This window comes from Xanthobacter variabilis (assembly GCF_043831965.2).
In the GTDB taxonomy this organism is placed as follows: domain Bacteria; phylum Pseudomonadota; class Alphaproteobacteria; order Rhizobiales; family Xanthobacteraceae; genus Xanthobacter.
Genome location: NZ_CM195533.1, coordinates 1,992,087 through 2,010,780 on the forward strand (window position 1 = coordinate 1,992,087; position 18,694 = coordinate 2,010,780).

Genomic DNA, 18,694 nt, shown 5'->3' on the forward strand with positions numbered 1-18,694 from the left:
ACGAGCCGCCTTGCGTCCCGTGGCCCGATGCGGTTCGGATGTCCCTACACGGCGAAGGCGAGGACAGGAGGTCCCGGATGACCCGCAGAGCCCTCTGGGTGGCGGCGGCGAGCGTGCTCGTCGGCATCATTGTTCTCGGCTTGAAGACGATCGCGTGGTGGGTCACCGGCTCGGTGGCGCTGCTTTCGGATGCGCTGGAAAGCATCATCAACGTCGCGGCCTCACTTGGGGCCTTGGTGGCGCTGCACATTTCCTCGCGCCCGGCGGACGCCAACCACCAGTTCGGCCACTACAAGGCGGAATATCTCTCCGCGGTCGTGGAGGGGGTTCTGGTGACCCTGGCGGCGGTCACCATCCTGCGGGAGGCCTATAACGGCCTGCTGGATCCGCATTTGCCGGACCAGCCCTTCACCGGCATGCTCTTCAACGGTGCGGCGACGGTGCTGAACGCCGTGTGGTGCTGGGTGCTGATGCGGGTGGGCAAGGCCCATCGCTCGCCGGCCTTGATCGCCGATGCCAAGCACCTGCTTTCAGATGTGGTGACCTCCGTCGGGGTGCTGGTGGCCTTCGTCCTGGTGCCCATCACCGGCTGGCCGCAGCTCGATCCGCTCATCGCCGGCCTGGTGGCGCTCAACGTGCTGTGGATGGGCTGGGGCCTGATGCGCGAATCCGTGGCGGGCCTGATGGACGAGGCGGCGCCGCCGGACGTGGTCGCGCGCATTCGCGAGCTGGTCTCCACCCACGCCGAAGGGGCGCTGGAGGTGCATGATCTGCGCACCCGCCATGCCGGGCGCATGACCTTCGTGCAGTTCCACATGGTGGTGCCCGACCGCATGACGGTGGCCGATGCGCATGCCATCTGCGACCGCATCGAGACCGCCTTCGCGGAGGACATGAAGGACGCCATCCTCACCATCCATGTGGAGCCGGAGGCCGAGGCCAAGCACCACGGCGTGGTGGTGGTCTAAGACTGCGCCCGGGCGGCTTCCGGGCGCCCCCGCTCAGGCCCCCTTGGGGCGGAACGCGACCACCACGGCGGGGTCGGTCTCGATCCGCGCCGCGCCGATCAGGTCGAGGCAGTAGGGAATGGCGGGGAACACCGCGCCGAGGCATACGGCGATGGAGGCGGGCTTTCCCGGCAAGTTCACGATCAGCGTCTTGCCCCGCACCCCGGCTTCCTGGCGCGAGAGAATGGCGGTGGGCACCTCGTTGAGGGAAATGCGCCGCATCTGCTCGCCGAACCCGGGCAGCGGCTTGTGGATCACCGCGGCCATGGCCTCCGGGGTCAGGTCGCGTGGGGCCGGGCCGGTGCCGCCGGTGGTGCAGATGAGATCGAGCTGTTCCTGGTCGCACATCTCGATCAGCGTATCACGCACGCTCTCGAAGCCATCGGGAATGACGCGATAGTCGACCGTCCAGGACGTGGCGATGGCGTGCCGCAGCCAGGCCTCGATGGCGGGGCCGCTCTTGTCCTCATAGGCGCCCTGGCTGGCGCGGTCCGAAATGGTGACGATGCCGATGCGAGCCATGCGGTTTCCTCGATCAGGGACATGAGGGGGCAGCGCCAGCGGGCGCCCGCCGTTTCGACCATGGCTCTAGGCCGCCCGCCGGAACTGGGCAAGGCATTGCCGGCACGGCGCGGGTTTCGCTTGCGTCCCTTCCGTGACGGCGTATCTATGCGGATATAGCCTTATTCTGTTGTTCCTTCCGGGCATCTTGCGTTTTTTTCGGACTTCGCCATGTCGGAATTTCTCACCACGCGTGAGCTCGCGACCCTTTTGAGGGTGAAGGAGCGCAAGGTCTACGACCTGGTGGCGGCGGGCTCTCTTCCGTTTCGGAAGGTGACGGGCAAGCTTTTGTTTCCCCGAAAGGAAATCGAGACCTGGCTGGGCGCCGAAACCGAAGGGCGCGAGGCGGAGGAGCCCAGCGGGGCGAGCGCCGCGACGCCGCGTCCCCTGGTGTTTGCCGGCGGGCATGACCCGCTGTTGGAATGGGCGCTTCGCGAATCGCGTTCCGGCATCGCCGCCTTCTTCGATGGCACCCTCGATGGCATGGACCGGGCGGCGGCGGGCGGGTGCATCGCCGCCGGACTGCATGTGCCCGATGGGGAGGGCTGGAACGTCTCGGTGGTGGAGGAGCGCTTCGGCCAGGAACCCTGGGTGCTGCTGGAGTGGGGGCGCCGCAGCCGGGGCCTCATCTCGCGCCCGGACCTGCCGCGCGCGCCGGCGAGCCTGAAGGATGCCCGCGGCCTGCGCTTTCAGCAACGCCAGCCGGAGGCCGGAAGCGAGCTGGTGCTCGATCGCCTGCTGAAAGACGCGAAGATGCGGCGCGCGGACCTGATGATGGTGGACACCGTCGAGCGCTCGGAAACCGATCTCGCCATGGCCATTGCCAGTGGGCGGGCGGACGCGGGGCTGGGCATTGAGGCGGCGGCGCGCCAGTTCAACCTGGATTTCGTGCCGCTGGTGGAAGAGCGGTTCGACCTTCTGGTCTGGCGCAAGGCCTATTTTGATCCGCCGTTCCAGAAGTTCGTGGCCTTCTGCCACACGCCGACTTTGCAGGCGCGGGCGCAGGCCCTTGGCGGATATGATCTTTCCGGATTAGGGACCGTCCATTTCAACGGCCGCTGATCTCCTTCCGCTGTGCCGCCGAAGTGGGGCCGCCCGGCCGAGGGCAAGGCGGCCCGGATCCGTGCTCAGTCCACCGCCACGATGACTTCGGACGACTTCACGATGGCCGTGGCTTCGCCGCCCACCACCAGGCCCAGATCATCCACGGCGTCGTTGGTGATGGAGGCGGTGATCTTGAGGCCGTTCACGTCCAGCACGACGTGGGCGGTGGTGGCGCCCTTCTTGATGTCGACGATCTTGCCGGGGAAAGCGTTGCGGGCGGAAACCTTCATGATGCTCTCCTGAACCTCGAATGAGAAAGAAGCGGAAGGCCCGCCGCCGACGCGGCCCGCAATGCGGCCTGCGGCGCGGGCCCTAGGGTGGCCTCAGGCCACCGCGATGATGACGTCAGAGGATTTCACGATGGCGGTGGCGTCGCCGCCCACCTTGAGGGCGAGCTCGTCCACGGACTCGTTGGTGATGGAAGCGGTGACCTTCAGGCCGTTCACGTCAATCACCACATGGGCGGTGGTGGCGCCCTTCTTGATGTCGACGATCTTGCCGGGAAGGGCGTTGCGCGCGGAAACCTTCATTGTGTCTTCTCCCGATGCTCGCTGGAGCCAAGCGCAGCCAGACGAGAGCGCCTCCCAGTGAAGTGGAACCCCACTCGCGCCAGGGAAACGCATAAAGCCCAAGGGACCGGCGGCTTTAGTGCTGCGATGAAAATGGAAAGAGCCGAGGCGCCGGCCGTGAAATCAGATCGACCCGCCGCCTCAGGCCACGGCGATGATGACATCCGAAGACTTGATGATGGCCGTGGCTTCGCCACCCACCTTCAGGCCCAGGTCTTCCACAGCCTCATTGGTGATGGAGGCGGTGACCTTCATGCCGTTCACATCGATCACCACGTGAGAGGTGGTGGTGCCTTTCTTCAGATCGACGATCTTGCCGGAAAGAGCATTGCGCGCAGAGACCTTCATCTTCGTTCTCCTGTCTTATGCGGAGCAAGATCGCAGGCCCGTAGGGAGAGACCTTGGCGCAGACGATGGATGTCGTCCCTGGAAGGGTTAGCTAGGCGCCCGTCCGCCAAGAAACAAGTTGCGGAAAATACGCTCCTCCCCCCGCCGCGCCGCGAAACCACGGAAGGGTGGGGGAGAATGGCCTCGCGCTGCGAAGCTATGTCGCATGGGGTATAGCTTTGGTCGGTGCCCGTTGGGACGTCGGCGGGGCGGAAATGAAAAGCCCGCGCTCTGGGCGCGGGCTTTCCGGTCTTCGCGCGGGGCGAGCCTATTCGGCCGCCTCCATGGGCGGGACGTCCAGGGCGCGGAAGATGGCGCAGCGGCGGAAGATCTCGATGGACGGAGGCACCTGCTTCTGCGAGCAGAACTTGGATACCAGCTTGGCCAGGCCCTTGATGTCGCGGCCGGAGGTCTCCGGAAACTGCTGCACGAGCTGGTCGATGAGCGGGTCCGAGAGGCCGAGGCCGAACTGTTCCGCCATCACCTTCCAGATCTTGCGCCGGTCGTCAGGGCCCGGGGCGTGATACTTGATGAGGGCGATGCAGCGCGAGACGATGGCCTCGTCGATATCGTCCACCCGGTTGGTGGTGAGGAACAGAAGGCCGTTGAAATATTCGAGCACGCGCAGGAACACGCCCACCACCGCATTCATGGTGAGATTGTCCTGCCGGCGCTTGATATAGACGTCGGCCTCGTCGATCAGCATCACCGCGCCCCAGCGCTGGGCGCGGGTGAGGGCGTCCTTGAGCTGGCTCTCCATGGTGGCCACATCGAGCCCGAGCTGGCCCGAATGCACCCGGTAAAGGGGGCGCTGGATGATCTCCGAATAGACCTCGGCCGTCAGCGTCTTGCCGACGCCGGGCGGACCCGCGCACAGCACCGTGGTGCCGCCGGATTTGCCCACGACGATGTCGTCCATCAGCGTGTTCATCTCGGCGGTGAGGATGTCGATGAGGTCGGTCTGTTCCGGGGGCAGAACCAGCTTCTGCTTGAGCTCGGGGTGGTATTGGTAAGGCTTGATGTCGTCCACATGCACCCAGACATGGTGGTGCAGTTCCAGGTGGAACATCAAGATCAAGGGGTGCACGGGCATGTCCGTGAAGGCGCCCTTGGGAATGCTGTCCTTGGCCTTTTTCAGGGCCTCGTCCACGGCCATGTCGAAGCAGTTCTGCTTCTCAGCCTTCTTCACCAGCTTGTCGAGGAAGAAGCCGGAGGTTTCCAGGCCCAGCGTGCGCTCGCCCAGCAGCTCCTCGTCGTTCACCAGCCGGGTCTCGGAGCCGGAGGAGGACAGCACGATGGTGGACTTGCGGGCCCAGTCGGTGTCGCGGCGGTTGGCGGTGGGGTCCTCGGCGAAGATGCCGGTGCCGGTGGCGGAGAATTGCTGGCCATAGCGGCCGCGCCAGTCGAAATAGCGCACCATTTCGCCGTCGAAGGAGGCGAGCAGGGCCGCGTCCTCCAGCAGCCAGCCCTTGGCGGCCAGCGTGCCGGGAATGGTGAGGCCGCGCAGGTCCTTGGAGCGGATCAGCACGTTTTCCATGCTGGTGCGGCCGCGGCTGTTGGCCTTCAGCTCGATGATCACGCGCCCGGCCTCTTCCTCGCCAGCGGGGGTGTAATCGAGCCGGGTGATGAGGTAGGGCTCGGGCTTGCCGCCCGGATTCATGCGGAACAGCCAGCCGCGAATGCAATTGTCCACCAGGAACAGCGCCAGCGCGCCGGCCAGGTCCTCCAGGTCGTCGGGGCCGAATTTCGGGCCGTCATACTGGAAGACGCGCACCATGTTGGCGAGCTGCTCGTCCTGGCCGCGAATGGGGGTGCCGCCATTCTGCCGTACCAGATCGTGCAGATGGGCGATTTCGTCGGCCTTCAGCGTGTCGAGGCCGACTTCAACCCGATTGGAGAAGCGCGGCTGGGCGAGCAGGTGGGCCTGATCGGGAAAGGCGTTCACCAGGGATTCGACGACCAGACGTTCGACGACGAGCTTCATCGATCACCTCTTAGTCCCAAGTTCGTCCCAAGCCGCCTGGCGACCCGCGGACGGGAAGCCGCGGGCTGGCGGGTGGGTCCACGGACAGACACGGCGCGACGCCCTGTTGGGTTTGCGACAAACCCGACATGCGCCCGCCATTCCGGCTGGATGGGTGCATCGCAGCAAGAAGCAGGCCGGTTTTTTGATCTGGCTCAAATTGGATGCCGGGCCCTCTGCCCCTGCCTGCCGAACGCGCGAAGCTGTGAGGGGCGGGGGCGCCTGCCGTGGCGCGAGGGGATTCCCACCGGGCCGCGAGGCGGCTATAGGGATTCCTCACAGCGGGTTCGGCACCTCGTCTGGTGCCGCAAATGAGAGTTGAAAGCACTTTCCCGATTCATTGAACGGCGAAATGCTTTAGAATGGCTGCGGTCCCAAGCTGTCGATCCGGCTGCGGGAGGCTGCGGTACCGCGTTTGACCGTATAATGGTACGGTTGGGGTCGCCTTGCTCCGGCCGTATGCCGTCGTTAGTGAACAAATCGCCGCCCGACCTTAGCGGGTGCGGAGACCTGACGTTGCGTTCATTCATCGCCGCGACCATCGCCTTTGTCCTGACTGTCGCCCTGGCCGTCGCCCTCGTCTCCGTCGGCAGTGGGCCGGCGCGCGCGATGGAGCCCGTTGCGCTGCGGCTCGACGCCAAGGTGACGGACCTTGCCCCCGCCGTGACGCGGGAAACCACGGACAATGGACGCATCCAGATTTCCACCGCCCCGGATTCCGAGGGCGTGGTACGGCGGATCGAGGTGCAGAGCGCCGATGGACGCCAGCACGCGGAGTGGATCGCCTTCGCGCTCACCAACAATACCGATGAGCAGGTGGACCGCCTGCTGGTGGCGCCCCATTACCGCATGGTGGGCTCGGGCCTGTTCTGGCCGGATCTGGGCAATCGACGCATCGTCTCGCTCACGCCCAGCCAGGGCTTCAAGCCAGAGCGGCAGAACTCGCCTGACGCGGACGTTTATCTCATCACGCTCGATCCCGGCTCCACCGTCACCTTCGTGGCGGAGCTCGGCTCGTCCACCCTGCCGCAGCTCTATCTGTGGGAGCCGGATGCCTACAAGGAGCGGGTGAACGCCTTCACCCTCTACCATGGCATCGTCATTGGCATTGCCGGCCTGCTGGCGCTGTTCCTCACCATCCTGTTCGTGGTGAAGGGCTCGGTGATGTTCCCGGCGGCGGCGGCGCTGGCGTGGGCGGTGCTGGGCTATATCGGCCTCGATTTCGCTTTCTGGTCCAAGGTGTTCGGGCTGTCGCCCCTGGCTGAGCAGTTCTGGCGGGCGGCGGGCGAGGCCTTCCTCACCGCCACCTTGCTGGTGTTCCTGTTCGCCTATCTCAACCTCAATCGCTGGCACGTGCGCTATGTGCACGTGGCCGCCGGCTGGCTCACCTTCCTGGCCGCCCTGGTGGTGGTGGCGCTGCTTGACGCGCCGGTGGCGGCCGGCATCGCGCGCCTGTCGTTGCTGGCGGTGGCGGTGGCCGGGTTCGGCATCGTGCTGTGGCTGTCTCAGCACGGCTATGACCGGGCGGTGCTCATCATCCCCACCTGGTCGCTGCTGCTGGTGTGGGTGCTTATGGCGGGGCTCACGGTGGCCGGCGTCATCAGCAACGATCTCGCCTCGGCGGCCCTGTCGGGCGGCCTGGTGCTGATCGTGATGCTCATCGGCTTTACCGTGATGCAGCACGCCTTCGCCGGCATCGGCGGCATCCAGGGCTCCACCTCCGAACTGGAGCGACGCGCGCTGGCGCTGGCCGGCTCCGGTCTCATCGTGTGGGACTGGGACGTGGACACCGACCGGATCTACACCTCGCCAGAGGCGGAGGAAGCCCTGGGCCTGAAGCGCCATTCGCTGGAAACCGAGGCCGCCGGTTGGCTCGAGGTGCTACACCCCGCCGACCGCGACCGCTTCCGCGCCACCCTCGACGGCATCATCGACCAGCGCCGCGGCCGCATCGACCAGGACTTCCGCCTGAAGGCCATTGACGGCCACTACCTCACCTTCAACCTGAAGGCCCGCCCCGTGGTGGGCGCCGATGGCGAGGTGGTGCGCTGCGTGGGCACCCTGTTCGACGTGACCGGCGAGCGCATCGCCGCCGAGCGCCTGCTGCACGACGCGGTGCGCGACAACCTCACCGGCCTGCCCAATCGCGAGCTGTTCCTCGACCGGCTGGAGCAGGCCCTCGTCCTCGCTCGGCTGGATCCGAAGGTGAAGCCGACGGTGATGGTGATCGACCTGGACCGTTTCAAGCAGGTGAACGTGCAGGTGGGGATGGCGGTGGCCGATTCCATCCTGCTCACGGTCTCCCGCCGCCTGATGCGCCTGCTGCGCCCCCAGGACACGCTGGCCCGCATCTCGGGCGACCAGTTCGGCCTGATCCTAATGTCGGAGCGCGACCCCGAGCGCATCACCACCTTCGCCGACACCCTGCGCCGCTCTTTGCGCGCGCCCATCACCTTCGCCGAGAGGGAGATGTTCGTCACCGCCTCCATCGGCCTCGTGCTGTCCGGCCCGGAAGTGGGTAAGCGCGATGAGGTGATGAAGGATGCCGAGCTCGCCATGTATTACGGCAAGCGCATCGGCGGCGACCGAATCGAGGTGTTCCGCCCCGCCATGCGCCAGCAGAAGATTGATCGCGTGGTGCTGGAGGCCGAGCTGGCCGAGGCGCTGAACAATGGCGAGATCTTCGTGCGCTATCAGCCCATCGTGCGGCTTGGTGACCGCGCCATCGGCGGCTTCGAGGCCTATATGCGCTGGAACCATCCGCGCCTGGGCGAGCTCTCCGCCTCTGAATTCCTGCCGCTGGCGGAGGAAACCGGGCTCATCCTCGATCTCGGCCTCTATGTGCTGGAAAAGGCGGCGGGGCAGCTGGCCATCTGGCAGCGCATGCTGCGGGTGGACCCGCCGCTGTTCGTGCATGTGAACGTCTCCTCGCGCCAGCTGCTGCGGCACGATCTGGTGCAGGACCTGAAGTCGGTCCTCACCCGCAACCATGTGGCGCCGGGCTCGCTGAAGCTGGAAATCACCGAGACGCTGGTGATGGAAAATCCGGAATATGCCGCGGTCCTGCTGGGCCGCATGCGGGAGCTGGGCGCCGGCCTGGTGCTGGATGATTTCGGCACCGGCTATTCCTCGCTCTCCTATCTCCAGCGCTTCCCGTTCGACACCATCAAGATCGACCAGCATTTCGTGCGCGACACCGCCAAGGGCCCGGCCCGGGCGGCGCGGCCCATCATCGTCAACTCGCTGGTGGAGCTGGCGCACGAGCTGGGCATGGACGTGATCGCGGAAGGCCTGGAGCGCGAGAACGAAGCGGTCCAGATGTCCCAATATGGCTGCGAATATGCTCAGGGCGTCGTGTTCGGTGAGCCGCTGACCGCCGAGGACTGCCGCACCCTCATCGAGCCCGCCCCGGCGGATACGAAGAAGAAGCGCGCCGCCGCCGAGTGACGCGCCGGTCAGGTCCACGCGGCGCTTCCTCTATTCAGTCACGCTTTGAAGGGCTGGCGGCATAGAAGGCGTGCCCGGATGGGGTGGGCCGCGGCAGGCGCTGTGCGCGTGGACCTCGGCGCGGTCTTCGCTGACGCCATTCGCAGCCTGATCTGGTCCGGAAGCGCTGGCCATTCGCACCGCCGGCACAGGCCCCCGCCAGCACCGGCCGTCCGCCGGTATGGGCGCCGGTGCTCCAGTCTGTGCTCCAGTCGGTGCTCGATGCGCGCGGCGGCCAGCTGCCGGGCGCGTGGAGTTCTCGTGCGGGCAGTTCGCGCAAGACTGCTGCCCCGCGCGACTTTCCGAATTTGAGAGCGGTGGGGCCGCAGCTGAAAACGTCGGCTGCGCGCTGGCACGCGCGTAATCCCCTCCGGGTTACCTGCCGGGGCAGGATCAGCGGCTTCGGAGCCCATAGACGCGGGCCGAATAGGCGAGCACCGCAACAGCCGAGACCCCCAGGACCCAGTCTCAGGCGCGATCTCGACGGAGCGAGAACAAACGTCGTGGCCTTACGCTGCTGCTCGCTGCCTCAGGCGTGGCCGGCGTCGCTGGAGAGCATGCCGGGGTCGATGCCCAGCTTCTTCAGGGCAGCGTCGTAGCGGGTTTCCAGGCTGCGTCTGAAGATCAGGTCCGGGTCGGCGGGGCAGTTCAGCCAGCCATTGGCCTGGATCTCCGCTTCCAGCTGACCGGGCGCCCAGCCGGCATAGCCCAGCGCCAGCACCGCATTATGCGGACCGGTGCCGCCGGCAATGGCCTTCAGAATGTCCAGCGTCGCCGTCAGGCAGATGCCGTCATCGATGGGCAGCGTGGAATTCTCAATGAAATAATCGGCCGAATGCAGCACGAAGCCGCGGCCGGTCTCCACCGGCCCGCCTTTCAGCACCTTGATGGCGCCGGCGCTTTCGGGCAGCAGGATGCGCTGGGTTGCGGGCACCACGTCCAGCTGCACCAGCAGCTCACCGAAATCGATGTGGTTCGCGGGCTGGTTCACCACGATGCCCATGGCCCCTTCCGAGGAGTGGGCGCAGACATAGACAAGGGTGCGCGCGAACTGCTCGTCGCGCATGGTGGGCATGGCGATCAGCATCTGCCCGTCGAGGAAGCGCGCGCCGCCTTCCCGGGCGTTCGGGGTATCAGTCGCGTTCATGCTGCAAGCGTACCGCGCATCGGGTGTTTTGGGAATGAGCGGATGTGGACAGGGCATCACGTGCTCTTGTCCCCCGGCCGCAGGCGATGGTGCGCCGCGCCTGCTCACAGCCTTGTGCATGCGGGGGGCTTTGCCCCGGGGGCGCGAGAGGCTACCGCCAGCATATGACAAGCATCGCATCTGGCCGCGCGGCGCACGCCGGCTCCGATCCCGCCATGTCCACCGACCATAAGATCGCCGTGTGGGCGGGGAGGCTGGCTGTGCTCGCGGCCGTGTTGGCGTTCTGGACCAGCGCGCGGGCGGCGGAAACCGATGCGGTGAGCCTGCCTGGTGCGGAGGTGCGCCTGCTCTCGGCCGGCGGCAGCGGGGCGACGCGCGAGGCGGGCATCGAAATCCGCCTGCAGCCCCACTACAAGACCTATTGGCGCTATCCCGGCGACAGCGGCGTGCCGCCCCTGATCTCCTTCGAGGGCTCGCAGAACGTGGCTGATGTGAAGGTCGGCTGGCCGGCGCCGCGCCGCTTTTCCGATGGCAGCGATGGCTTTTCCATCGGCTACAAATCGAGCGTTCTGTTTCCGCTCACGGTGACGCTGAAGGACCCGGCGCAGCCGGCGCGGCTCGACATGGTGATGGACTTCGCCGTGTGTGAGAAGCTGTGCATGCCGGCCAATGCCCGCCTTGCCCTGGAGCTGGAGACGACGCCCGACCCGGCGGTGGCGAAGCGCATCGCCAGCGCCCGCGCCAAGGTGCCCGAGCCGGCGGAACTGGGGGCGCCGGGCGCCCCCTCCATCCTCTCCGTGCGATTGGATGAGGGTGCGACGCCGCCCCAGCTGGTGGTGGAAGCGCGGGTGGGCACGCCGATGGCCGACCTGTTCGTGGAAGGCCCCGATGCCCATTGGGCCCTGCCGCTGCCGCAAAAGACGGCCCTGCCCGATGGCCTGGCCCGCTTCACCCTGCCGCTGGAAGGCGTGCCAGCCGGAGCGGATCCCCGCGCGGCCCGGCTCACCTTCACGCTGTCCGACACGCCGCGTTCCATCACCACCCAGGCGGTGGCGCAGCCGTAATCGGGGCCCTTTCCTCCTCCGGAAAACTACGTATTGTCCGCGAGCGGCCGTTCCCGGCCGTTTTCTCGTGGAGAGTGCCATGTCCATCTCGGTTGGCGAAAGCCTGCCCTCCGCCACCTTCCGTGTGATGACCGCCGATGGTCCGGTGCAGAAGAGCACGGACGAGGTGTTCAAGGGCAAGCGGGTGGTGCTGTTCGCGGTGCCGGGCGCCTTCACGCCCACCTGCCACCGCAACCATCTTCCGGGCTTCGTGGCCAATGCCGATGCCATCAAGGCCAAGGGCATCGACACCATCGCCGTGGTGGCGGTGAATGATCCGTTCGTCATGGGGGCTTGGGAGAATGCCTCCGGCGCCGCCGGCAAGATCCTGTTCCTGGCGGATGCCGACGCGAGCTTCTCCAAGGCCCTGGGTCTCACCTTCGATGGTTCGGCCGCCGGCCTCGGCGTTCGGTCCCAGCGCTATTCCATGGTGGTGGAAGACGGCGTGGTGAAGGTGCTCAATGTCGAGGATTCGCCCGGCAAGGCCGACGTTTCCGGCGCCACTGCCCTGCTCGGCCAGCTCTGAGCCGGCGGGCGAGCCCCCGCGTCTGCGCGCGAGCGGACGCCGCCCTGGCGGCGTCCGGCCTTCGCCTCAGGCGATGATGTCGGGGAAGAGCTGATCCTCGATATGGGTGATGCGGTCCTTGAGCTGGAGCTTGCGCTTCTTCAGCCGCTGCACCTGGAGCACGTCGGAGCCCGAAACCACGGTCAGGGCTTCTATGGCGACATCGAGATCCCGATGCTCCTGCCTCAGACGCTCCAGAAGGATCTTCAGATCCCGTTCCTCGTCAATGGTCATGCACCCATCCGTCGCAACCCGCGCCCGGCCCGGTCACCCGCGGGCGACACCCCCGAAAGGGTGATGCCGTCAGGCAGGGCGGCCGATCCGCATCCCCCAAAGGACGGGTCGGTGCCCATTGGCGGCGATTGCCCGCCGCGCCGGCCGGGGCTTCCCCCGCCGCGCCCCCGAAAGGACGTTCCCCACATGGCGGCGGAGCGCCGCCATGCCCTCGATCACATCTTCGACAGAACGGGTCCCGCACCCGGTGCCCGCCGCGCGCCGCGAGCGCGCCAAACGACTATGGCATGGGCTTTTCGCACTGCAAGACATCTTCCGAGGCAAAGAGCAAGAAAGGTGGTCGACTTCACGTCAGCTCCATGACACACTCAAAAGCGTGATGCAGACAGGGAGTGGCTCAGTATGTCCATCCAGTCGCACCTTCAGGAGTTGAAGCGTCGCCACGCGGCTCTCGATCAGGAGATCGCCCGCGAGCTTGCCTCCCCCGCCAAGGACTCGGTCCGGGTTGCGGAACTCAAGCGCAGAAAGCTTGTCCTCAAGGACGAAATGAATCGCCTCGGCGAATCGTCCACAATCCATTGATGATCAACCGGTGATGTCACCGACGTGGGGCCTTGCTCTGCGGCGGCGGACGGACCGCGGTTAAGGCCGAAGGCACGCGCCTGCGGGCGGGCCCCGGGCGATGTCGTGTGCGCGGTGCCGGAAGCGGCGTCGCTCGGACGGCACCGGGCCCTCTCGGGCGCAGGCGGAGCGCATCCCCTTTGCGTTCCGCCGCCGGTGGCTTAAATCGGGCGTCATGGCCCCACCGCTGATCCTGCTCCAAGACATCCATCTGCGCTTCGGCGCCACCCCTCTCCTCGACGGGGCGGACTTGTCCGTCTCCGCCGGTGATCGAGTCTGCTTGGTCGGCCGCAACGGCTCGGGCAAGTCGACGCTGCTCAAGGTGGCGGCGGGATTGATCGCGCCCGATGACGGGACGCGCTTCTTCCAGCCCGGCGCAACCGTGCGCTATCTGCCGCAGGAGCCGGACTTCACCGGCTATGCGACCACGCTTGCCTATGTCGAGGCCGGCCTCGGCCCCGGCGACGACGCCTACCGTGCCCAATATCTCCTGGAACAGCTGGGTTTGACCGGCCAGGAGGACCCCGCCCATCTCTCTGGCGGGGAGGCGCGGCGGGCGGCGCTCGCGCGCGTCATCGCCCCCGAGCCGGACGTGCTGCTGCTGGACGAACCCACCAACCATCTCGATCTGCCCGCCATCGAGTGGCTGGAAAGCGAGCTTAGGTCGCTGAAATCCGCCATCGTGCTCATCAGCCATGACCGGCGTTTCCTGGAAAACCTGTCCCGCGTCACGGTCTGGCTCGATCGCGGCGAGACGCGGCGGCTGGAGCAGGGCTTTTCCGGCTTCGAGGCCTGGCGCGACGGCGTGCTGGAGCAGGAAGAGACGGAGCGCCACAAGCTCGACCGCAAGATTGTCGCGGAGCTGGACTGGCTGCGCTACGGCGTCACCGCGCGGCGCAAGCGGAACGTGCGGCGCCTGGGCCTCCTGCATTCCATGCGCAAGGAGCGGCGTGAGGAGCGCCGCGCCCAGGGCAATGTGAAGCTCCAGGTCAGCGAGGGCGAGACCTCCGGCAAGCTGGTCATCGAGGCCAAGGCCATCTCCAAGGCCTATGGCGAGCAGGAGGTGGTGAAGGAGTTTTCCACCCGCATCCAGCGCGGCGACCGCATCGGCATCGTCGGGCCGAACGGGGCGGGCAAGACCACGCTCATCAAGCTGCTGACAGGCGAGATCGCGCCTGATTCGGGCACGGTGAAGCTGGGCACCAACCTGGAAATCGCCTCCCTCGACCAGAAGCGTTCGGCGCTCGCCCCCACCACGACCCTGCGCGACGCCCTCACCGGCGGCGGCTCCGACACGGTGATGGTGGGCGGTACGCCCAAGCACGTCATGGGCTATCTGAAGGACTTCCTCTTCACGCCCGAGCAGGCCAATACGCCGCTTTCCGTGCTTTCGGGCGGCGAGCGGGGGCGGCTGATGCTGGCGCGGGCCCTGGCCTTGCCCTCCAACCTGCTGGTGCTGGACGAGCCCACCAACGACCTCGACCTGGAAACCCTCGATCTGCTTCAGGAAATGGTGGCCGACTATCCCGGCACCGTGATCCTGGTGAGCCATGATCGTGACTTTCTGGACCGCACCGTGACCAGCGTCATCATGGCCGAGGGCCACGGCCTGTTCCGCGAATATGCGGGCGGCTATTCGGACATGCTCACCCAGCGCGGGCGGGGCGTGGAGGCCAAGGCGAAGGCACCCGCCGGCACCGCCGCGAGCGCGCCGAAGGAGGCGGCAAAGGAGGCGGCAAAGGAGGCTGCCACGAAGGAAAAAGCGAAAAAGCGCCTCTCCTTCCACGAGCAGCACGCCTTGAAGACGCTGCCTGACACCATGGACAAGCTGCGCGCGCAGATCGCCAAGCTCGCCACGACCATGGCCGATCCCGGTCTTTACGCCCGCGACCCGGCTACCTTCGAGAAAACCTCCGCCGCCCTCGCCAGGGCCCAGGCCGAGCTGGATGCGGCGGAAGAGGAATGGCTGCGGCTGGAGATCCTCAAGGAGGAACTGGAAGGCTGAGGCGGCCCCCTTCGGTCCGCAAGGCCCCGCCGCGCGTCCCCAATTCGTGTGCCTTCTCCCGCTTGCGGGGGAGGGCGGGAAGCGGAGAGAGGCGTGGTGGCCAGATTCGTCGGCGCCTTCAGGCCTGTCGCCATTCAATGCGCGTAGCGCGGCTTCCTCTCCGGTTTTCGGGGAGGGTTGGGGGGAAAACGGCGGGAAAGTGCCCCCGGCGGCGAGGCGAATGGCACCGCCTCGAAAGTCCCAAAAGTCTCGAATCTCAAATCTTTGCACCGCTGAGGCGGTCACGGTCCAAGCGGTCCTGCGCCCTCCATCCCTCTTCCTCGCAAGCGGGAGAGGGAACGCGCCGTCGGCAAACCGCTGTTCTTGAACGTTGATCGGACCTGGAGGGCCGTCATCCGCTCAAAAGCGGCATTTCGGGCTTCAACGCGCCGGCCCTCACCCGCGTGGGAGAGGGGGCGAGGGATGCCGTGCCTGGTCGCGCGCACCGCGGGGGCGCCTCTCGTCCCCCCCGCGCTTTGACCGCCTCTCACGTTTTTTGGAAACGCTGAAGCGGTCTATCCTTTCGTTCGCATGCGTCTCCTTCGTGCGAACCGGTGCCCACTTCCCTCGGCAACGCTCAGCCGACGGTGAGCACGATCTTGCCGATATGCGCGCTGGAATCCATGCGGGCGTGGGCGGCTGCGGCGTCCTTCAGGGGGAAGGCCTGGTCCATCACCGGGCGCACGGTTCCCGCCGTCACCAGTGGCCACACCTTCTCCACCACGGCCGCGGACAGCGCCGCCTTTTCCGAGAGCGGGCGCGAGCGCAGGGTGGAGCCGGTGTGGGTGAGGCGCTTCAGCATCACGCGCATGAAGTCTACCTCGGCCTTGGACCCCTTCTGGAAGGCGATCTGCACGATGCGCCCGTCGACGGCGGCGGCCTCGTAATTCTTCTGGATGTAGGGGCCGCCGATGATATCGAGAATCACGTTGGCGCCCTTGCCGGCGGTGGCGCTCTTCACCTCGGGCACGAAGTCCTTGGTGTTGTAGTTCACCGCCACGTCGGCGCCCAGCTTCAGGCAGGCGTCGCATTTCTCGTCGGAGCCCGCGGTCACGATCACCCGCGCGCCGAAGGCCTTGGCGAGCTGGATGGCGGTGGTGCCGATGCCGCTGCTGCCGCCATGCACAAGCAGCCACTCGCCGGCCTTCAGCCCGCCGCGCTCGAACACATTGCTCCACACGGTGAAGACCGTTTCGGGCAGGGCCGCGGCCTCGGGGGCGGAAAGGCCGGTGGGGATGGGCAGGCAGGTGGCTTCCGGCGCCGTGCAATATTCCGCATAGCCGCCGCCCGAGACGAGGGCGCACAGGCGATCGCCGATCTTGAAGCGGCTCGCGCCTTCGCCCAGCGCCACCACCGTGCCGGCAATCTCCAGCCCGGGAATGTCGGAGGCGCCGGCCGGCGGCGGATAAAGGCCGCGGCGCTGCATCACGTCGGGCCGGTTCACGCCGGCCGCCTCCACCTTCAGCAGCACCTCGCCGGGGGACGGCCGGGGAACCGGGCGCTGCTCCGGCACCAGAACTTCGGGGCCGCCGGGCTTGGAAATGGCGATGGCGGTCATGGTGGCGGGCACGGCCGGCTCTGTCATGGCAAGGCTCCCAAAGGCTCAGGTGGCGCTTTGTAGCCCCGCCGCCGACGGACGCAAAGCACTGCCCCTTCAGCAGCCCCCTTCAGCAGCCCCCTTCAGCAGCCCCCTTCATGGCGGAAGGAGAGCCCGCTAGCATGCGGCGGAGCAGCGAGAGGAGGATGAGCATGGACGAGGAACGGCCGGCGCCACCGTCCGATCCCTTGGTGGGTGTGGATGTGTCGCGCCTCTCGGTGGATGAGATCAGGGAGCGCATCGAGGCGCTCAAAGGCGAGATTGTGCGCCTGGAAGCCGCCCTCGCGAAGAAGGAGGCCTCCCGTGCCGCCGCGGACGCCGCCTTCAAGTTCTAGCGCGGGAGGCGTGGCGAATCGTTTGCCGCCCGTAGATTGAGGCGACTGGACGTGGGCCGCGCCTGCCATGGGGATCGTTAACTTCGCGTTAACCCTGCGGTGTGAAACTGCGTCTGTCCGGTGCATGGAGCTTTAGCCCCGGACTTCTGGCAACTCTCCCTGTCAGACTCACGAGCCGCCGCAAGGCGGCTCCTCTTTCGAAGGGCTCCTTTCGCCCCTCTCGTGCCCGGTTTCCCCAAGGGGCGCGCCTTTCGCGGCCTTTACCTTTTGCGCGCGGCGGCGTCATGTGGCGCCGCGCGAAGGCGGATGGCGGAGAGGTGGCGGCGCGTGGGACAAAACGCGGGAACGGTGTCGGCGGCTCTGGAGCCGGTGTTCGCGGGCGGCATGGCGCTGCTGGCCGAGGCGCGCGCGCGTCTTGCCGATGACCGCGTCACCGTTGGGCTCGATGGGGCCGGACGTGGCGGCCTCTCCGTTCTCCTGCTGGATCTGTCCACCGCATTGATGCTGCTGCGCGCCGTGGCCGAAGGTGACATGGCGCCGACGCCTGCGTGCGATGAAGCCGAGCGGCTGCATCTGCCGGAGCAGGTGGCGCAGGTGCTGACGCCGGCCTTGCGCGGTGCACGGGCTCCCGCCCTTCAAGTGGTGCTGCTTCAGGTTTCCGGCCTCGCCGCCCAGGTGCTGGCGCTTTTGGAGACGCTGGCCTTCGAGACCACCGAGCTGCCCGCAGGGCTGGACGCGGTGGGGCCATGGTCCCTCAATGGAGAGGCGGACCTTGAGGAGCCATCGGCTCCAGCGCGTCCCCGGCTGCGCCTGGTGACCCCTGAGAACGACGCCTAGGGCGCTTTCAAGCAAAGCAGACGCCGGATTTCCGAAGGACCGTGCGTAAATCCGCGAAGATCGACCTTCAGCATCCGCGATGGCCTCCTGGCCGGGCACCGGGAGGCATCTTGCGCGGGGGCCGCCTCTCTCGCCCGCAGGGGAGGGCGCAGGCGTTCGGAATGCGGGCGCAGGGCGTTTCCGAGCGAAGGGGAAAGCGGTTCGCGTGAAAGAGCTGCGCAAAAACAAAAGGATAGGTTGCTTTGGCGCTTCCATGAGAAGCTGAAGCGATACGGCGGCGATGTGGGGCAACGCCTCGGAAATCTGCGGCGGCCTGCCTTTCGAACTCCGCAGCCATCGAGGCGGTCATAGCCCCTGGTCAGCTGTGGGGAGTGAGGCTCCAGCCTCCGCTTGCCTCCTGAATATCGGTTGATTCCAGAGCCTTTCCGCTTTCCCGCGACACGGCGGAAGGTGCAAAAGCCCGTGGGAGCCGCGCTCCGGCCCGTCCCGGAGCCCCCTTGGGGGCGGAAAAGCTACGCCATCAGCTGTTGCCCCACAGCACCTGGCATCCTCGCGGCGACTGGCTAAGATCGCGCGCACCGCAGGGGCGCTCAAAAGCAAAAAGCCGCGTGGGCATCCGTGGGATGCACGCGGCTTGTCGTCGGTTCCGAAAGCGCCCCTTGCGGAGGCAAGGCCCGCGAGAGCGGGCCTTTGGCCGGATCGTTGCGCTTCCTGGCGCCCTTTGGTGTTTCACACCTGCGTGAGGGAAGCTGCGGCGCGGGCGCGCAGCTCTCCCAAAGGCACGGGCGCGGTCGGGGCTCAGCCCTTGAGCAGCGCGCCGAACTTGTTCTTGAAGCGGGACACGCGGCCGCCGCGGTCCATCAGCTGCTGGGTGCCGCCGGTCCAGGCCGGATGGGTGCGCGGATCGATGTCGAGCTGGAGGGTGTCACCGTCCTTGCCGTAGGTCGACCGGGTCGTGTACTCGCTGCCGTCCGTCATCACCACCTTGATGAAGTGGTAGTCGGGATGGATATCGCTCTTCATTGTCTCAATCCTTTTGGCCTCGCCGGGCTCACGGGACGATCCCGTAAATTC

Annotated in this window: 18 protein-coding genes; 9 read left to right on the forward strand and 9 right to left on the reverse strand. The window is 66.9% G+C overall.

Annotated features, from left to right (window positions below):
• The first annotated feature begins 77 nt into the window (after positions 1 to 77).
• Positions 78 to 968: a cation diffusion facilitator family transporter gene (locus V5F26_RS08680; protein ID WP_234051350.1), complete on the forward strand. Its 891-nt coding sequence runs from the start codon at positions 78 to 80 to the stop codon at positions 966 to 968.
• Positions 969 to 1,001: 33 nt separating this feature from the next.
• Here the strand turns inward: V5F26_RS08680 and mog are convergent, their stop codons facing one another.
• A complete protein-coding gene (gene mog, locus V5F26_RS08685; protein WP_394054768.1) occupies positions 1,002 to 1,529 on the reverse strand; it encodes a molybdopterin adenylyltransferase in 528 nt (175 codons plus the stop codon).
• A 210-nt stretch (positions 1,530 to 1,739) separates the two neighbouring features.
• Between mog and V5F26_RS08690 the strand changes: the two genes are divergently transcribed.
• A complete protein-coding gene (locus V5F26_RS08690) occupies positions 1,740 to 2,630 on the forward strand; it encodes a substrate-binding domain-containing protein (RefSeq protein ID WP_394947480.1) in 891 nt (296 codons plus the stop codon).
• Positions 2,631 to 2,695: 65 nt separating this feature from the next.
• Here V5F26_RS08690 and V5F26_RS08695 read toward each other — a convergent pair whose 3' ends face one another.
• From V5F26_RS08695 to V5F26_RS08710, 4 genes are all read right to left on the reverse strand, one after another.
• A complete protein-coding gene (locus V5F26_RS08695) occupies positions 2,696 to 2,902 on the reverse strand; it encodes a TOBE domain-containing protein (RefSeq protein ID WP_394947479.1) in 207 nt (68 codons plus the stop codon).
• Positions 2,903 to 2,995: 93 nt separating this feature from the next.
• Complete coding sequence (locus V5F26_RS08700) at positions 2,996 to 3,202, reverse strand: TOBE domain-containing protein (RefSeq protein ID WP_234051346.1); 207 nt, start codon at positions 3,200 to 3,202, stop codon at positions 2,996 to 2,998.
• A gap of 180 nt (positions 3,203 to 3,382) precedes the next feature.
• Positions 3,383 to 3,589: a TOBE domain-containing protein gene (locus V5F26_RS08705; RefSeq protein WP_234051345.1), complete on the reverse strand. Its 207-nt coding sequence runs from the start codon at positions 3,587 to 3,589 to the stop codon at positions 3,383 to 3,385.
• A gap of 307 nt (positions 3,590 to 3,896) precedes the next feature.
• Entirely contained in the window at positions 3,897 to 5,612 is a 1,716-nt protein-coding gene (locus tag V5F26_RS08710; RefSeq protein ID WP_394947478.1) for an AAA family ATPase, read from the reverse strand.
• A 648-nt stretch (positions 5,613 to 6,260) separates the two neighbouring features.
• Here V5F26_RS08710 and V5F26_RS08715 point away from each other — a divergent pair.
• Positions 6,261 to 9,098, forward strand: a complete 2,838-nt coding sequence (locus V5F26_RS08715; protein ID WP_394947594.1) for an EAL domain-containing protein — start codon at positions 6,261 to 6,263, stop codon at positions 9,096 to 9,098.
• A 568-nt stretch (positions 9,099 to 9,666) separates the two neighbouring features.
• Here the strand turns inward: V5F26_RS08715 and V5F26_RS08720 are convergent.
• Positions 9,667 to 10,284, reverse strand: a complete 618-nt coding sequence (locus V5F26_RS08720) for a YqgE/AlgH family protein (protein ID WP_234051342.1) — start codon at positions 10,282 to 10,284, stop codon at positions 9,667 to 9,669.
• 215 nt (positions 10,285 to 10,499) lie between these two features.
• Between V5F26_RS08720 and V5F26_RS08725 the strand changes: the two genes are divergently transcribed.
• Positions 10,500 to 11,348: a protein-disulfide reductase DsbD domain-containing protein gene (locus tag V5F26_RS08725; RefSeq protein WP_394947477.1), complete on the forward strand. Its 849-nt coding sequence runs from the start codon at positions 10,500 to 10,502 to the stop codon at positions 11,346 to 11,348.
• 79 nt (positions 11,349 to 11,427) lie between these two features.
• Complete coding sequence (locus tag V5F26_RS08730) at positions 11,428 to 11,913, forward strand: peroxiredoxin (protein ID WP_234051340.1); 486 nt, start codon at positions 11,428 to 11,430, stop codon at positions 11,911 to 11,913.
• A gap of 66 nt (positions 11,914 to 11,979) precedes the next feature.
• Here V5F26_RS08730 and V5F26_RS08735 read toward each other — a convergent pair whose 3' ends face one another.
• Positions 11,980 to 12,186, reverse strand: a complete 207-nt coding sequence (locus V5F26_RS08735; protein WP_234051339.1) for a YdcH family protein — start codon at positions 12,184 to 12,186, stop codon at positions 11,980 to 11,982.
• A gap of 402 nt (positions 12,187 to 12,588) precedes the next feature.
• Between V5F26_RS08735 and V5F26_RS08740 the strand changes: the two genes are divergently transcribed.
• Positions 12,589 to 12,768, forward strand: coding sequence for a YdcH family protein (locus tag V5F26_RS08740; RefSeq protein WP_234051337.1), 180 nt, complete (start codon positions 12,589 to 12,591; stop codon positions 12,766 to 12,768).
• Between the two features lie 214 nt (positions 12,769 to 12,982).
• A complete protein-coding gene (locus V5F26_RS08745) occupies positions 12,983 to 14,812 on the forward strand; it encodes an ABC-F family ATP-binding cassette domain-containing protein (RefSeq protein ID WP_394947476.1) in 1,830 nt (609 codons plus the stop codon).
• 616 nt (positions 14,813 to 15,428) lie between these two features.
• On the opposite strand, the gene V5F26_RS08750 is transcribed toward V5F26_RS08745, so the two are convergent.
• On the reverse strand, positions 15,429 to 16,436 hold the full coding sequence (locus V5F26_RS08750) for an NAD(P)H-quinone oxidoreductase (RefSeq protein WP_394054759.1): 1,008 nt from the start codon (positions 16,434 to 16,436) through the stop codon (positions 15,429 to 15,431).
• A 164-nt stretch (positions 16,437 to 16,600) separates the two neighbouring features.
• Here V5F26_RS08750 and V5F26_RS08755 point away from each other — a divergent pair, with 164 nt between their 5' ends.
• Together V5F26_RS08755 and V5F26_RS08760 are read left to right on the forward strand one after the other, a co-directional pair.
• A complete protein-coding gene (locus tag V5F26_RS08755; protein ID WP_234051334.1) occupies positions 16,601 to 16,783 on the forward strand; it encodes a DUF1192 domain-containing protein in 183 nt (60 codons plus the stop codon).
• A 327-nt stretch (positions 16,784 to 17,110) separates the two neighbouring features.
• On the forward strand, positions 17,111 to 17,620 hold the full coding sequence (locus V5F26_RS08760) for a hypothetical protein (protein WP_394947475.1): 510 nt from the start codon (positions 17,111 to 17,113) through the stop codon (positions 17,618 to 17,620).
• Between the two features lie 798 nt (positions 17,621 to 18,418).
• Here V5F26_RS08760 and rpmE read toward each other — a convergent pair.
• Positions 18,419 to 18,643 carry a 50S ribosomal protein L31 gene (gene rpmE / locus V5F26_RS08765; RefSeq protein WP_234051330.1) on the reverse strand — a complete coding sequence of 75 codons (225 nt, stop codon included), beginning with the start codon at positions 18,641 to 18,643 and terminating at the stop codon, positions 18,419 to 18,421.
• Positions 18,644 to 18,694: the final 51 nt, after the last annotated feature.